This window comes from Vibrio sagamiensis NBRC 104589, assembly GCF_007990935.1.
In the GTDB taxonomy this organism is placed as follows: Bacteria; Pseudomonadota; Gammaproteobacteria; order Enterobacterales; family Vibrionaceae; genus Vibrio; species Vibrio sagamiensis.
This window is the reverse complement of record NZ_BJXJ01000055.1, coordinates 1-16,067: the sequence shown is the minus strand read 5'-3', so window position 1 is coordinate 16,067 and position 16,067 is coordinate 1. Positions and strand designations below refer to the sequence as shown.

The following is a 16,067-nucleotide window of genomic DNA, read 5'->3' as shown; positions in this document are numbered from 1 at the left end:
GAACTCTTCAATATCTTCGGAATTTACGCATTAAAAGCGGTGCTCAGATAGGCACATCAGAAACATCTTCAATTTTTGCAACAAGCCCATATTGATATCTTTTATGTGTTTGAAACCTAGGGGCGCATTAAATGCAGTTGTGTAAGATCAATAAGTCAGAGAAGCTCTATTCTTTTAATTAAGCTTGTAAGTTGCTTATTGGTTTTATATGAAGCAAATAATTTAAATTTAACTCTCAACTTATATAAAAAATCATTACGCTTCACACCAAAACCATCAATCTGATAAAACTTAAAAGAACAATCGTGCCTCTTTTGTAGCAATATATTTTGCATACCAGAATCGTGAACAAGAATACCGTTTATACAAAAGTACTGATAAGCTTCTTTGCAAAGCTCTATAGCTTTTTCCTTTGAAATATCTCCACATTCTATGGCCTTATCTATTCTTTTTGAGATTTGACCAGCAGCATCTCTAATTAATTCAAAACAGATAGCAGTTCCTTCAGATCCTTCAACCTCAACTTTACCATAGTAATTTGGAGCATATATGTTGTCAGCATACTTGGTAAAATAGTCATGCTCTTCTTGATTTATATCTGCTTTAGTTTCTTGTTTGTCTAACATTTCAGATTTTAGAACTTTAACACATTTGTTTTTATTTTCAGGATGTAAGTATACACATCTCCAGTTCCCTGAACCTATTTTGTGGCTCAATTTCAACTTTTCATTCATATAGACTCCAAAACCCACTAGGCATAACGTGTTACATACTTTGCGAGTTCATAACGATTTTTCTTGGTAAATCTCAATTTAAAAAGGCTTGTTGCAAAAACTGAAGATTTTTCTTAAATACCATCAGAGGCACTTTTTTTATTTTTATTGATAATAATAAAAATAAAAGTGGAGCGCAACTGCTACTCGCATTGGTTTTATGCTGTTACCGAGGTAACATGCGAGATAAACACCGATCTATTTCATCGTTCCTCAGGCTTTATTATTAATATCGTTTGGCAACCATGAATCTACATTAATAGGCTGGGATTGCTTGATTTTCATCTCTCGAGTATTGATTTTTTCTCTTTTCTAGATATTTTGGATTGGTCAGCATACTTCTAGCTATATTTATGATAGTTCTCGAAGTTCAATAAGATATTGAATAATAAGTTAAATCTTGAATCATTGCTTAGCCTGAGAAATGAGGACACCTCGCTAAACATAGCATCAAATAAGCAGTATTAACTCATTAACTTCGTTTTTTAAATGAACTTCAATCAATTAAATTAAAGTATGTACTTGGATTGTATCTTGACAGGTTTAAATGTGTTTGGTGAATGTTTTTAAGGTTAGTAATTTACACATTGTCACTAACCTCGTAGTAGGAGGGGTAGAAGTGTTTAAAAGATTTAAATAAAAAGCACCCATACTATCTCCTATTAAAACTAGTGCATATCAATATCCCAAGTTTAAGCAGATTTTGGTGGCGAAAATTAGTTGAAGGCATTCTATTCTCTACCTCATTTAATCAGAACGTGCCTCAAGAATTATTCATTAAAGAGATCAAAAAATAACTACGAGCGTCTGAATTACTCTATAAGCGTGAGTTAATGCCAGAATATTTATGGTAGGTAATATTAAATGACTACATCCGAAAAGAATCAATATATTCAGATAGAAACAAAGGTGAAGCTAATTTAGATAATTGGCCTATTTAAAAAAATTAGTTACTCAATAAGAGACTAAGAATGAAATGGTGATGTTAACTTTAACTGGGCGCTTTTCTATTATTCACTAGAGTAAATTGAATTGGATTGAAAGCGTAGATATTAGAGTTGTTCACCTCATCACCTTAACAAGACGTTTTTGTTTTTTTCGAATTATGGGGCTCTATGAAAGTAAGAAAAAAGTTAGCATTAACAACGACTCCCAATTCTTATTCACTTTCTAAAAACTGGCAGGATAGACTCGGCATCGCCATTTTCTCGCCAATTAATCAATTTAATCTTGTTAAGTTATAGTTTTTTAACCACCGCGAAAGCGGTGGTTTCCTTTATATTTTGGAGCAGTATTCCAAAGCAATCTTGCAGCTCGGTGAGGGTTGTAAGTTAAAGTTATGGAATTAAAGAACCTTACAAGCAAAACCTTTTAGATAAAAACCTTCAGGGTAGGCGGTATCAGTTGGGTGATCAGCGGCTTGTTCAAAACGTTCAACAAACTTCACCTGACGATTAGCATCAACCGCTGCATCAGCAATGATTTTTTGGAATAAAGCTTGGTCCATGAGTCCAGAACAAGAGTAGGTAAGCAGTGTTCCACCAGGTCTCAGTATTTGCATCGCCAGCATATTAATATCTTTATAACCGCGGCAAGCACCATTTAATTGTGCTTTACTCTCAGCAAACTTCGGTGGGTCCATGATAACGACATCAAACTGAGTGCCTTGGTCACGGTATTCTCTTAATAGTTTGAACACATCCGCGTTAAGAAAAACAGCGCGTTTTTTTGAGATGTCGAAGCCATTAATTTCAGCATTATGTTTTGCAGTATCGAGCGCAGGTTGAGAAACATCAGCGTTGATGACACGTTTGGCTCCACCTTTTAAGGCATATAAACCAAATCCACCAGTGTATGAAAAACAGTTCAAGACTTCTTTGCCTTTCACGTATTTCATTGCTTGTTGTCTACTGTCTCTTTGATCAAGGTAGAAACCCGTCTTATGGCCACCAACTATATCAACGCTGATTTTGACGCCATTTTCTTCAATCACAACAGACTTAGGTGGAGTGTCTCCATGTAATACTCCCGTTGTTTCCGCAAGCCCTTCTTTTTTGCGTACAGATACGTCGGAACGCTCATAGATATTACACTCAGGGAAACATTCGATTAAAGCATCAATAATGTTTTGCTTATTAAACTCTGCGCCAGCACTGAGCAATTGGCAGACAAAAAAGTTTTTATAGCGATCGATTGTAATTCCAGGAAGGCCATCCGACTCAGCCGCAACAAGACGATAACCCGTCAATCCATCGCGTTCAATAATATCTTCACGAAGTAATTGAGCATTGTTAAATCGTTTAATAAAGAATGCCTTATCGATTGATTCTTTTTCAAAACTCCAAATACGAGCACGGATTTGTGAATGAGGAGAGTAAGCCGCTTTCGCAAGCCATTTGCCATCAAAACTGAACACATCGACAGTTTCACCAAGAGCGGGGTCGCCTTCCACTTTGCTGATACCTCTTGAAAATATCCAAGGGTGTTTGCGTTTAACCGATTTCTCACGACCTTTAACCAGATATATTGCAGCTGTCATTGATTTGGCTCTTAATTAGATTTGAAAAAGAAAGCATTGTCCGAGATGTTCCTATTAAAAGCAACATACGGTGATTTGTTTGTTGATTACATGTAATCAAAAATAGGAACTATAAGCACTTTGCTGGTTTAGGCAGACCAGCCAATTTAGTCGCTTGTTTAGCAGGCCCTTTCTTAAAAAGCTTAAATAGGTATTTGCTATTACCTTTTTCAGGCCCATGAGCTTTTTCTAGTGCTTTGACTAACATTCTTACAGCGGGTGAAGTATTAAATTCTTCATAGAAGTCACGTACGAAATGAATGACTTCAAGGTGTGCATCGGTAAGCTCAATCTGCTCATCTTCGGCTAAAAGGGCAATCATACCTTCATCCCACTGTTTATGATCAAGCAAATAACCTTGGGCGTCGGTTTCAATTTCTTTTCCGTTATAAATGAACATCACTTTTCCTATAAATTCATCAGTTATCGTTTCAGGGTAGCTTAGGGGGAGGCAAGAGCTCAACAAAATAGTGGTGCTTTGATATCAAATGGAGAAAAAAGCGCCAGTCACCCAACGATTTTGAACCTATTGGTTTTGATACCGCGATTCTTGTTGGCCTCACTCATCGTTTAAATCACAATACCTGCCTTAATTATAATGCCAACAACCATCGCAAGGTAAGCCAAAAAACCAAGTAAATTGCCGACCCAAATGGTTGGGTTTCTATGATAGAGCCCGTAGATAAACCAAAGCAGCGATATTAATGCGTACATTGACCAAGTGGTTAGTGATAAACCATGGGCATGATGAGAGTGAGTTATATAAAGTTTATAAAGTTGTGGCAATGTCGCGATTGGGCTCACTAACCCCATGAAAAGCATAATAGGTTCGAGTTTCTTACCTAAGCTATTGAGGAGAGACATATTCGAACACCTCTTTAGAAAAGTTCACCGTGATGAAGTCCTGACTTCACAAGTTATTTGGGTATACATCACAAGTCATAGCAAGAACAGGCGCAGTTAAACATGGCTGTACTTAAAGTTTACTTGAGATTAGTCCAATCAATACTAGTTGAATACGTACTAAATGCTAATGTAAATGAAAGGCATTGTTGGTTGTTAATTCATCGATTGTTAATTCTGTGCGTGAATTATTCACTCTTGGTGATGATAGTTGGTGCTATTTTATTCGTGAATCTCATTAATTGTAGAAAATAAGGCTGGACTAAGTGTAAATAATGTATTTTAAATATAACTTAACTGGCTAAATATAAATATTTATTATGATTTGAGGGTTGATATAAAATAACTGTATAAAATTATTAACAAATTATATTTAATAAGTCTAGACTATTGTTTCTTTTGTTATTTATTTGGGCTATAGCTCTCAGTTGTAAATTATTTAATTTTCATTAGAAATAAAGTTCCTATAGATTCCGGGTTATCACTTTTTATTTGATAGAAATAACATCAAAACCGGTAAATGGTTTTGAGCAGTGGTCAAAAAAGTGAAGCATTCAATTTAATCTCAAGGACTTATAATGAACTCATTTCCAAAAAAAACACTGGTAGCCTTAGCTCTGACTAGTTTAAGTGGTGCGGCTTTTTCTCATGGCTATGTATCTGAAGGCATTGGTGGTGTTGCAGCAGGCCGCGTCGCGATGTGTAAATATCCAACATCAGATACCAATGAAAAAAACTTAAACTGTGGCTCTATTCAATGGGAACCGCAGAGTGTTGAAGGCCCGGAGGGTTTCCCGGAAGCCGGCCCACGTGATGGAAAAATTGCCAGCGCAGAAAGTGCTCTTGCTACGGCATTGGATGAGCAAACAGCAGATCGTTGGGTTAAGCGCCCAATTCAAGCTGGTAAACAAACTTTTGAGTGGACATATACAGCAAACCACGTAACTCGTACGTGGAAATACTACATGACCAAACAAAACTGGAACCCAAATGCTTCACTGTCTCGTGACTCATTTGATCTTACGCCATTCTGTGTTATTGAAGGTAACATGCAAAAGCCACCAATGAACCATACACAGGAGTGTAATGTGCCAAAGCGTGATGGTTACCAAGTGATTCTTGCGGTTTGGGATGTGGGTGATACATCTAATGCTTTCTACAATGTTATCGATGTAGAATTTGAAGACAACAACAGCACACCACTTATTCCAGATTGGGAAAAAGGTGGTCAAATCATTCCAACACTTGATCTAAGTGTGGGTGACTCTGTATATACACGTGTCTTTGACCAATCAGGTGAAAATGTCGCTTACAGAACGACTTTAGAGATTACAGATGCAACATTAGGCCAAGCTAAAAACTGGTCTCACGCTCTAGCGACGCTTATCAACAAAGAGCAACCTAACATTCGTGCAGGTCAGTTAGTTGATAACAACTTCCAACCAACTTTCGGCACAAACCCAATTTTCCTAAAATCAGGCAGTGGTCTAAAACGTGTTGAAATTGGCTACAACATCGAAACACCGACACCAGATTACTCAATTACTGTTGATGGCCTAAAAGACGAGTACATCATCACAGATACTCCAACAGAGCTTAACCTAACGCTTACTACGGAAGGTGATGTTGATGCAGAATTGACAGTTTACAACCACCACCGTGAAGCATTGGCAAGTTGGTCTGGCGCTCTAAAAGATGGTCAAAGCCAAGGTGTTGCTCTGAAATTAAATAAATCAGAAGCGGGTCACCATATGCTTGTCAGCCGCATTAAAGATGAGCAAGGTAACTTAGTTAATCAAGAAACACTTAACTTCCACCTAAAAGAAGAATCAGTAAACCCAACTCCGACGCCAGGCGATTACGACTTTGTTTTCCCTGAAGGTGTTGCAAACTACACTGCAGGAACGAAAGTCCTTGCTGCTGATGGTGCTGTATACCAATGTAAGCCTTTCCCATACTCTGGTTACTGTAAGCAGTGGACTGCAACAGCAACACAGTTTGCACCAGGTACTGGTTCTGACTGGCAAATGGCTTGGAACAAATTAGATTAATTGTTTTTAACTCCAGTTAACTCTAATTGATCCAAGAACTGCTTAGCTAACCAAACAGGTAAAGAGTTAAGCCTCTAGATCTATAAAGAGCTAAGTGACTTAAAAAGATAATAAAAGCCCCGCTGCAATTCAGCGGGGTTTTGTGTACCAAAAGGATAAGTTTGCGGTGAATAGGGCTAGGTGACTTGCGTTGTTAGCATTCGCCTATGAAATGGGCAAATAACAAGTAAGGTGGATTAAATGAGGATTTTGGTGACAGGCTCTGCAGGTAGAGTGGGTCGTGCAATCTACATTAAGTTAATGCAAAAACATGATGTAGTGGGACTTGATATAACACCTTGTTCAACGACAGATTTCATTGGTGACATTCGAGATAGCATTCTTATCAAGCAAGCTCTTGAAAATATTGATGCCATTATTCATACAGCGGCTATTCATGCCCCACATGTTGGATTGGTACCTGACGCAGAGTTTCAATCTATCAATGTAGAAGCAACCGAACATTTGGCTTTAGCTGGAGTAAAAGCAGGAGTAAAACATTTTGTTTTTACCAGTACAACAGCATTGTACGGTTGTGCGTCCACACCCCAAGGTGTCGCAGGGTGGGTAAATGAGCAAGTTACCCCACAGCCTAAGTCGATTTATCATAAAAGTAAGGTTGCCGCAGAGTCAAAACTTCAAGAGATTTCAAGCCTATTTAATTTGCCAGTGACAGTATTGCAAATGTCGAGATGTTTTCCAGAACCAGCAGATTTAATGGCAGTATTTCGCCTAACTCGTGGTATTGATGCCCGAGATGTCGCGAATGCTCATTTGTGTGCTGTGGACAAGCGACTTAGTGGTTTTAATCGTTTTATCATCTCAGGTAGAACTCCGTTTAATCAAAAGGACTGTGAAATACTGTACACTGAAGCTGACTCAGTCATTAAGCGTCGGTGCCCAAACATTGCTTTAGCATTTGAGCAGAGGCAGTGGCAATTACCTAAAAGTTTAGATCGTGTATATGATTCTTCATCCGCACAGGAAAAGTTAAATTGGTTCCCGAAGTATGGTTTTGAAAGTGTTTTGGAAATGCTAGATACTGAGATCGCAGAAGTGCTACCCCCACGCAAACGAAGCTAACAACCATTCCTTCACCTGCAGGTAAAGTGGCTCAATTTTAATAAGTGTGAAAGTAAAGCCATCAATTGCCATTTTTTGTATCACTTGGAATGAAAGGTACAGAGAGCACGGTGAATCAGTGAGATAACCAGACTTTTGGAAGTGATTCGTCTTGAATTGTGTTTTACTGCGGACGGTTTCAGTGGCTTTATGGCAATAGGTAAATGAGGTGCTTCGATTTGAATAGATATAAAAAGCTCAGATATGATATCCGAGCTTTTTGGGTTACATAAACCAGAAATTAATCGTCGTTCATAATGCCTAGGATGCTCAGTAGGCTAGTGAACAAGTTTAAGATGTTTAGGTACATAGAGATTGTAGCGCTAACGTAGTTAGTTTCTTCACCACGAACGATACGGCTTGTGTCGTACAGAATGAAACCAGAGAAAACAAGCGCAGAAACGCTACTGATAACAAGCTGTGCAAGGGTAGAACCAACGAAAATGTTGATTAAAGCTGCAACAATAACAATGATTAAACCAGCTATTAGGAAATTACGCATGAAAGAAAAATCTTTCTTGCTTGAAATCGTGTAAGCCGAAAGGCCTAGGAAAACCATACCGGTTAATCCAAGAGCTTGAGCAATGATCATTGGGCCATTTGGAATAGCAACGTAATAGTTAAGCATTGGACCTAACGCACCGCCCATTAGTGTTGTGAAGACAAATGTCCAAACAATACCAGTCGATGAGTTAATAGCCTTAGGCATAACGAAAAATAGAATACCGATAGCCGCTAGTTGCATTACGATAGCGACAATTGATGAAATCTGCATAGCCATTGTTGCACCTGCAGCAATAGCACTGGTCACTAGCGTCATCGACAATAGAAAGTAAGTGTTCTTAAGGACTTTGTTCGTTTCCAATGTACCAGGTACATTGGTTGAGCGTGAAAACATTGGACTGTTCATAATCTTCCTCAATAGGATGGTCTTATAATGATACATAGACATATATAGGACTGAAAGTTCAAAAATCAAGTCTCTAAATGTACATCTACGTGAAATAATAATAGAAATAATATGTTATGTATGGTGTAACTTGTAACATAATATGACTGCGTTGCATAGTTTTGTTGTTGGAAGCTGAGTAAATTCTTCCGGTTATTTTATTGGTTATTATTAAGCAAAGAGAAATGAAGCACAGGTAAGACAAAATAAGGTGAATAGAGACTACGACTTTTGATAGGATGGGCTCAGACAGTAATTTGAAACAATCATGGATTGAGATGCAATATTTTCCTGTGTTTTTAGATTTGGTAGATAAGCCAGTATTGGTTGTGGGTGGTGGTGAAGTTGCAAGTCGTAAGGTTGAGGCTTTACATAAAGCAGGTGCCGATGTGACGGTGGTTTCTCCAAGTTTAGATGAGTTTTTGAAGCAATTCGCTCAAGACCAGAAAATTACGTGGGTTCAACGGTTTTATTCTGCAGAACTTGTAACGAATAAGTTTGTTCAAGTGTGGGCAACAACAGATAACCCAGAGCTGAATCATCAGGTTTACAAAGATGCAAAGATGTACAATATTTTAGTCAATGTTGTTGATGATAAGCCTTTTTGTGATTTTATTACCCCTTCAATGATAAATCGTGGCCGTATTCAGGTTGCAATATCAAGTGGAGGAGCTTCACCTGTACTAATTCGTAATGTGCGTGAAAAATTGGAGGCAATTCTCCCACAAAATCTCAATTTATTAGCTGAGTTTGCAAACTCGAAGCGAAATTCAATTAAAGATGCTTTGCCAAGTGTGGACTTAAGACGCAAATATTGGGAGCATTACTTTGCAGACACTCGTGTGGAAAACGCATGTGATAATCGTCAATTAGAAGTGGTTTACCAAGAACTATTACAACATCAGATTGATACCAAAGGTTGTTGTGTATGGATTGAAGTAGGAGACGACATTGAAATGTTACCTATCAAAGCCTTACGATACATGCAACAAGCAGAGTTGGTTTTGACTTGTATTGACTGTAAAAATGATGTGTTGGAATTAGTGCGAAGAGATGCACAAAGAGATATTTTTGTAAGTGCAGCGGAATTGTCTGAGAAATTGGCGAAAGCTGAAAAGCGAGATCTACGCATTTGTATTTTTATTCCTCAAAATACCAAAGAATTTTTATTGTTGCAGGGAAAGAACTTAGTTTTGTAACATGTAATAGAAGCGCTGATCTAACTTATGTAGCTCAGCGCATTTAGGCTTCACTAGTGAACTTTAATCACGGAAGTTATTAAATTGGAACGGAATACCTAACTCTGCCTCACGAATTGTAGCCATCGTCGCTTGTAGGTCATCTCGCTTTTTACCTGTCACACGAACTTTTTCGCCTTGGATAGAAGCTTGTACTTTCAATTTGGCGTCTTTTATTAGCTTCACTACCTTTTTGGCTGTAGGCGTATCGATACCTTGACGGAAAGTAAGGTTTTGATGCCAGTTTTTTCCAGTTGCTTCAGGCTTTTGTGAATCCATAGCATTTGCATCAATATTACGTTTAGCTAAATGTCCACGTAGAATATCGCGCATTTGCTTAAGTTGAAATTCGCCTTCAGCTGAAACTTTTACATTTTCATCGACAAGTTCAAAACTCGCATTTACGTTGCGGAAATCGAAACGTGTTGAAAGCTCTCGATTTGCATTATCTACCGCATTACGTAATTCAACGGCGTCGATTTCAGAAACAATATCAAACGATGGCATGAAGATTCCTCGATTATTTTGTTATAGGGAAATTACTTTCGGGATTTGACAGCGGTGGCTAGCATATCGAGCAAGGTAACCGTGTCATCCCAACCTAAGCATGGGTCAGTGATTGATTGACCATAAGTTAGATTATGAATATCTGTCATTGGCTGATTACCTTCTAAAATGAAGCTTTCCGCCATGATTCCGGCAATTTTGTTACTACCAGAACTAATTTGGTCACATATATCTTGTGCTACTTCTATTTGTTTACGATGTTGTTTTTGACAATTTGCGTGACTAAAGTCGATCACCAAACGTTGTGGAAGATCAAACTCTGCCAGTGCTTCGCAGGCTTTTAGAACAGAGGCTGCATCATAGTTAGGGCCTTTATCCCCACCACGTAAAATTACGTGTCCATATGGGTTACCACTGGTGCGGTAAACTGTCATGCGGCCATTTTTATCTGGAGAATAAAAGTAGTGGGACGCTTTCGATGCTCTGATTGCATCAATGGAAATTTTCACATTACCATTGGTTCCGTTTTTAAAACCAACAGGGCAGGAAAGTGCTGAGGCCATTTCTCTATGAATTTGTGACTCGGTCGTTCGTGCGCCTATTGCTCCCCAAGTAATCAAATCAGCAATATACTGACCAGTGATCATGTCCAAGAACTCAGTAGCGGTTGCTAAACCCAGTTTATTTATATCTAGGAGTAATTTACGAGCTTTATGCAAACCTGCCTCAAGGGCGTATGAACCATCCAGATTAGGGTCAGTAATTAAACCTTTCCATCCGACAACGGTTCTTGGCTTCTCGAAGTAAGTTCTCATTACAATGAACAATTCATCTCTATATTGTTCTTGAATACTCGCAAGACGAGTTGCATAGTCAATTGCAGCTTCGGTATCATGAACTGAACAAGGCCCAACAATCGCAAGGATACGGTTATCTTCACCAGTTAATATATTTTCAATTTGTCGACGAGATTGAGCAATGCGAGCAGCAACATCATCGGTGATAGGGTGGATACTTCCAAGTTCTGCTGGAGTAGGCATGGGACCTAGAGGCTGTGTCCTCAATTCGTCTGTTTTAATCGGCATATCTAAGCTTTTATTCTCTATGGTTAAGCACTAAAGATAGCGGAATTCTGTTAAGGAATAAACCCTTCACTAAAATCTTATTTTCTATTATGGATTTTAAATTTGGCTTTAGTTTTTTTGATTGAATCTTTTGCAATTTTTCTATGAATGCATACCGATTAAAACCTTATCAAGAGATCACATAAATGGGTTCAGTAAATATGATTTACTGTGGGGTTATTAACATTGCATTAACAAAAGTGGCTTTGTTGTATTGACATGTTGGCGGCGAATTGTTTGACTGGTCGGATGATCTATATGAGGAAAAGTGATGTTACCTACGATTTGGCGTACAAATATGTACTTAAAACTGTTTGGGATGACTAAAGTGCCTTTGATTTGGCTATGTCGACCTAAAATTATTGCAATAGATGAGCAACATGTCGAAGTGAAAATTCCTCTACGAAGACGCACGAAAAATCATCACAATAGTATGTACTTTGGTGCACTTGCTATAGGTGCTGACCTTGCTGGTGGCTTTTTAGCGATGTGTAAGGCAAAAGACAGAGGTAAGCATATTTCTTTGGTATTCAAAGGGATGAGGGCCGAGTTTTTAAAAAGACCAGAGGGAGATGTACATTTTGTTTGCCATGATGGTTTGCTTATTGATGAAATGTTACAAACAACATTAAAAACGGGTGAGCGTGTCAACGAAGACGTTGCAATTACGGCCTTTTGTCCATCGATTGATGGGCAAAAAGCAATGGCGAAATTTATCTTAACTCTATCAATAAAAGCTGCGCCGTCATCACAATCATGAAACGTATTGACGACGTGATATGAGCTTTTTAATTGGTTGTTATCTGAAGGATAGAGTTGATTTATTCTAGCTTTATCTTTTCGATTGATACAATTTTTGAGCGATTAAGAACCACTTTCCAGCGGTAGTAAATCGGTTCTTCTGTATGATTACACTCTTTAACTATGACATTTAGTAAGTGCCGTTTTTCTACCGATTCTTTACTTACCTGACCATCAGTAAGTCTGTAAACACGATTGGTACTTTTGTCCATTAATCGTATTATGGGACGCAAGCTTATGTTTAATGTCTCACGGGTTTGCTCATATCCACTTAGGAACGATGAGGTCGCCATTTCAGTTTGTGCATGATAATGAAGAATTTGCTCTTCCCGTTGTACAACTCGTTTTTTACGGATGCTTTGAATTTTATCTGGAAGAGTTGATAGAGAGCGATAATCGAGCCATTCTAATTTACGACCAACAACCTTCATTGTTGTCGGGTCCATGTATTTCTTTCGCCATTTAGGTTTGCCTTTTCGAATCCATCGCCACATAGCATCACGAAGATCATCTTTAAAGATTTCTCTTAATGCATATATAAATGACATTGCAATAATGAAGGATGCTGAGATCTCACCAAGGTAATCACGAGCCAAGATTACGGTGGTTGTGACGAATACCATAACCAAGCCTGTCGCAATTCCTTTTGTTGCTCGTTTAATGTTTTTGCCCATTGATGTCGTTTTTTCACGTAATACAATGGGGTGCTCAATTAAGCGTCGTAACAATCGCATTTTATTGGACAGACGAGTAACATCCTCAAACATACCTGTGGAGTTGTAATTGTTAAGTTTACGGTGAGCCTGCTCTTTTTCACAGAGAGTGATTAAGCGTTCTTTAATCGTACTGTAATCACCTTCACGAGGAAGGTGTGCGATCAATGAAAGGAATTTTTGTTCAGTGTACCAAGATAAGTAGTTATCTATATTAACATAATAACGTTTGAGGCTTTCTTCATAAGGTATTGAACGTCTCAAGCGCTTAAGAATATCTAGTGTTAGCTCAATTACTTCATCAACATCATCTCCAGTTACACTGTCACTTTCGTGTTTGTTTAAGGACTCCACTGCTTTATCAAGAGCCGTTACATACTGATAAGCAAATAAGCTTAAACTGACTCGATATTGACGATTTGATAAGTGACCTCGTTTAGCGAGACGGCTATGAACGAGCGGTAAAAGAATTTCGGTACTATAGTAAGAACGTTTCTGAGTGATTGAAGTGTAGTAAAACTCTGATTCACTGATAATATCTGAGTTTAAACCAAGTTCCCCGGGAACAAATATGTAAATATCAAGGTTTAGTATTTTGCTCTTTGCGAGAGCATGACTAACCTTGAGTGTTGTTGAGTCTTGTTTGTCTACAGTGACCAATGAAGTCTCCTGATCTTAGAACTATCATCCTAAACCTTGTAGCGCTATATTCACTGCAACTAGGCTGGAAAAAATTAGTGTAAAACATCAATAGCATAGCAGAGATGACGGTATTTCTCTCTGATTTTATGCTCAGTTTGGGTATAATTACTAACAAATTTAAAAAGAGATGAATTCAATGATTAAAATTGGTCAAATTAACAGCTTAGAGGTCATTAAAAAGGCTGATTTTGGTATGTTTCTAGATGCAGAAGATTATGGTTCAGTATTACTGCCTAACAAATATGTTCCGGAAGGTTTAGAAATTGGTGAGCAAATTGATGTTTTTCTTTACTTTGACTCAGAAAGCCAACTTACAGCCACCACAGAGACGCCGATAGCTCAAGTAGGTGAGTGGGGGTTAATGAAAATTGAAGGCATCAATAAGACAGGCGCATTTGTGAGCTGGGGGATCAAAGAAAAAGATCTCCTGATTCCATTCAGTGAACAGCGCACTCGATTCTCTGCAGGTCAGACTATCCTTGTTTACGTCTATACTGACAAAGCTTCAGGACGTATTGTTGGAACAACGAAGTTTAATAAATGGTTAGATAAAACACCATCTACCTATGATGTAAACCAACAAGTAGAACTTATCATTGCGGAACGTAGCCAACTTGGTTACAAAGCAATTATTAATGGGCAGCATTGGGGAATGATTTTTCCTTCGGACGTTTTTGGTAAGTTGTTTATTGGTAAGAAACTAAAAGGTTACATTAAACAAGTTCGGGAAGATGGAAAAATAGACTTAGCTCTACAGAAAGTTGGTGTTGCTAAAATGGATGATCTTTCAAACAAAATTTTGGATGAGCTTCAAAAGAAAGGGGGCTTCTTACCGCTGAACGATAAATCATCACCAGAAGCAATCTTCGAAGTGTTCAGAACAAGTAAAGGCACCTATAAAAAGACGATTGGCGGGCTATATAAAAGCGGCAAGATTGTGATTGAAGCTAATGGAATTCGTCTACCATAAACATCATTGTTTTTAATTGTGATATTTTAATGTGAACAATTAAAAAATAGGCCCAAATTCTTCCATATTTTTGGGCCTAGGGGAAAAGGTTAATTTAGATAAACTATAAATCGCTATTAAAAACTTTCGTGCATTAGCTATGCTGGTAAATTAAATGTGTAATTATATCTTAGTACACTATCACGATATCGCTAGTGAACTTGGTTCAAATTGGTAAAATGTGTTGAAAGTAAGATGCCTTAACATTCCCCAGGCTTATATTATTTAAGTACGTAATTTGGATATCAGGAGAACGGAGGCGGAAAAGAATATCAAGATAAATATTAATTAAAGTTAAAGTCTGGTGGGTTGTGAGGCTTTTGCAATGAGCCAGTTTACAGACGAGATAATAGCGTATGGTATCGAGAATAACTTCGAATGGAAAGTGGTAGTCTCTAAACATGAAAGTTATTTTTTAGTATTGATTTGTCATTCAATATGCCGGAGTATCTAAAAGTTTGCGACAAAACCAGATAATTGCCATTTAGTTCACAATAATGAAAAATAGCACTTGCCATAACACACCATTCAAATTATTTAATTTCTTGAGATTAATATCAACGAGGAATGGCAAGTGGGAAAAATAAATCCTAATTTACACACTGCAGCAACCATTATAAATAATAAAGCTCAAACAAATGTAGCAGCTAGAAGAACCTCAATGAAAGAGGATATAAAAAGAGTCACACCAGCTCCTGAAAGAAAGCCTTATACCTTATTACACCTTAAAAACGTTGCTACTACTTTCTTTACTAACACAACTGGAGCTTCTCCATCCATAGCCTCGCACTATGCAACCTTAACTCCAGAATATTTGAATAGAGAAATGACTCCTGAAAATGTTAATGATTTTGTCGATAGGGAAAATGCAGCTATTACTAAGCAGGTAAAATCTAATTTGAAAGGTTCAACCAACGTAGATTTAATCGCATTCATTGCAACGCCTGTAAGGAAAACTGGTGCTCATTTTGCTGCGCAAAATGCTGTTATTGGCCAATCGGGCTTCCTTTCAGATAATGAATATGCTGATTCAGCAAGACAAGGCATAATTGCACCAGATTGGAATTAACTCTATCTGGGCTTGTTGCAAAAATTGAAGATGTGTCTGAGGTGCCTATCTGAGCACCTCTTTTCATGCGTAAATTCCAAAGATATAGAAGAATTCATTGTGGAAGGCGGATCTTACATGTCCCCTCAAGCAATAAGATAAGTTCAGGGGTGAAGTGTCGCCATTTGAATTCAGACTTGGCTATAACGCATTGCTCAGTGACGAATCATAGTTAAAGCCTGGCGGGTTGTGAGGTTTTTGCAACAAGCCCGTGTGGATAATGTTTGGATATCTTAGTTAACGGTATTTTTGCAAGCCTTACGTTGGCACTAGACCAGTCATTTATGAAGCGTTTATTTAAATCATATTCTTTTGAAGCTTATATTTTATTTTTACTTGATTCATCGGTATGATTATCTTTGTGATCAGTATCTCATTTTAAGTGGTTTTTATGAGTGGTTATAAAGTAGAATTTTAGCTTTTTTATTTATTTCACCTAAAAATAATGTC

Annotated in this window: 14 protein-coding genes; 6 read left to right on the top strand and 8 right to left on the bottom strand. The window is 37.8% G+C overall.

Annotation, left to right across the window (positions count from 1 at the left end; genetic code table 11):
* Positions 1 to 155 precede the first annotated feature (155 nt).
* The 4 genes from VSA01S_RS18030 to VSA01S_RS18015 form a co-directional block, all read right to left on the bottom strand.
* Positions 156 to 734, bottom strand: a complete 579-nt coding sequence (locus VSA01S_RS18030) for a YrbL family protein (protein WP_039981851.1) — start codon at positions 732 to 734, stop codon at positions 156 to 158.
* 1,384 nt (positions 735 to 2,118) lie between these two features.
* Positions 2,119 to 3,312: a class I SAM-dependent methyltransferase gene (locus VSA01S_RS18025; protein ID WP_039981849.1), complete on the bottom strand. Its 1,194-nt coding sequence runs from the start codon at positions 3,310 to 3,312 to the stop codon at positions 2,119 to 2,121.
* Positions 3,313 to 3,421: 109 nt separating this feature from the next.
* A complete protein-coding gene (locus tag VSA01S_RS18020; RefSeq protein WP_039981848.1) occupies positions 3,422 to 3,751 on the bottom strand; it encodes a TusE/DsrC/DsvC family sulfur relay protein in 330 nt (109 codons plus the stop codon).
* A 170-nt stretch (positions 3,752 to 3,921) separates the two neighbouring features.
* Complete coding sequence (locus tag VSA01S_RS18015) at positions 3,922 to 4,215, bottom strand: SemiSWEET transporter (RefSeq protein WP_039981847.1); 294 nt, start codon at positions 4,213 to 4,215, stop codon at positions 3,922 to 3,924.
* 617 nt (positions 4,216 to 4,832) lie between these two features.
* Between VSA01S_RS18015 and gbpA the strand changes: the two genes are divergently transcribed.
* Together gbpA and VSA01S_RS18005 are read left to right on the top strand one after the other, a co-directional pair.
* Positions 4,833 to 6,305 carry an N-acetylglucosamine-binding protein GbpA gene (gbpA, locus tag VSA01S_RS18010; RefSeq protein ID WP_039982558.1) on the top strand — a complete coding sequence of 491 codons (1,473 nt, stop codon included), beginning with the start codon at positions 4,833 to 4,835 and terminating at the stop codon, positions 6,303 to 6,305.
* A 240-nt stretch (positions 6,306 to 6,545) separates the two neighbouring features.
* A complete protein-coding gene (locus VSA01S_RS18005) occupies positions 6,546 to 7,427 on the top strand; it encodes an NAD-dependent epimerase/dehydratase family protein (RefSeq protein ID WP_039982559.1) in 882 nt (293 codons plus the stop codon).
* A gap of 280 nt (positions 7,428 to 7,707) precedes the next feature.
* Here VSA01S_RS18005 and VSA01S_RS18000 read toward each other — a convergent pair whose 3' ends face one another.
* On the bottom strand, positions 7,708 to 8,376 hold the full coding sequence (locus tag VSA01S_RS18000) for a Bax inhibitor-1/YccA family protein (RefSeq protein ID WP_039982560.1): 669 nt from the start codon (positions 8,374 to 8,376) through the stop codon (positions 7,708 to 7,710).
* Between the two features lie 317 nt (positions 8,377 to 8,693).
* On the opposite strand from VSA01S_RS18000, the gene VSA01S_RS17995 reads away from it, so the two are divergent.
* Positions 8,694 to 9,614, top strand: coding sequence for a precorrin-2 dehydrogenase/sirohydrochlorin ferrochelatase family protein (locus VSA01S_RS17995; RefSeq protein WP_039982571.1), 921 nt, complete (start codon positions 8,694 to 8,696; stop codon positions 9,612 to 9,614).
* A 63-nt stretch (positions 9,615 to 9,677) separates the two neighbouring features.
* Here VSA01S_RS17995 and VSA01S_RS17990 read toward each other — a convergent pair whose 3' ends face one another.
* Together VSA01S_RS17990 and VSA01S_RS17985 are read right to left on the bottom strand one after the other, a co-directional pair.
* Positions 9,678 to 10,160 carry a YajQ family cyclic di-GMP-binding protein gene (locus VSA01S_RS17990; RefSeq protein WP_039982561.1) on the bottom strand — a complete coding sequence of 161 codons (483 nt, stop codon included), beginning with the start codon at positions 10,158 to 10,160 and terminating at the stop codon, positions 9,678 to 9,680.
* A gap of 32 nt (positions 10,161 to 10,192) precedes the next feature.
* On the bottom strand, positions 10,193 to 11,245 hold the full coding sequence (locus tag VSA01S_RS17985) for a 3-deoxy-7-phosphoheptulonate synthase (RefSeq protein WP_039982562.1): 1,053 nt from the start codon (positions 11,243 to 11,245) through the stop codon (positions 10,193 to 10,195).
* 310 nt (positions 11,246 to 11,555) lie between these two features.
* On the opposite strand from VSA01S_RS17985, the gene VSA01S_RS17980 reads away from it, so the two are divergent.
* Positions 11,556 to 12,044, top strand: coding sequence for a DUF4442 domain-containing protein (locus VSA01S_RS17980; protein ID WP_039982566.1), 489 nt, complete (start codon positions 11,556 to 11,558; stop codon positions 12,042 to 12,044).
* Positions 12,045 to 12,105: 61 nt separating this feature from the next.
* Here VSA01S_RS17980 and VSA01S_RS17975 read toward each other — a convergent pair whose 3' ends face one another.
* On the bottom strand, positions 12,106 to 13,458 hold the full coding sequence (locus VSA01S_RS17975; RefSeq protein WP_039982567.1) for a hypothetical protein: 1,353 nt from the start codon (positions 13,456 to 13,458) through the stop codon (positions 12,106 to 12,108).
* 178 nt (positions 13,459 to 13,636) lie between these two features.
* Between VSA01S_RS17975 and VSA01S_RS17970 the strand changes: the two genes are divergently transcribed.
* Both VSA01S_RS17970 and VSA01S_RS17965 read left to right on the top strand, forming a co-directional pair.
* Positions 13,637 to 14,470, top strand: coding sequence for a CvfB family protein (locus tag VSA01S_RS17970; RefSeq protein ID WP_039982569.1), 834 nt, complete (start codon positions 13,637 to 13,639; stop codon positions 14,468 to 14,470).
* Between the two features lie 613 nt (positions 14,471 to 15,083).
* On the top strand, positions 15,084 to 15,578 hold the full coding sequence (locus VSA01S_RS17965; protein ID WP_039982570.1) for a hypothetical protein: 495 nt from the start codon (positions 15,084 to 15,086) through the stop codon (positions 15,576 to 15,578).
* Positions 15,579 to 16,067 lie beyond the last annotated feature (489 nt).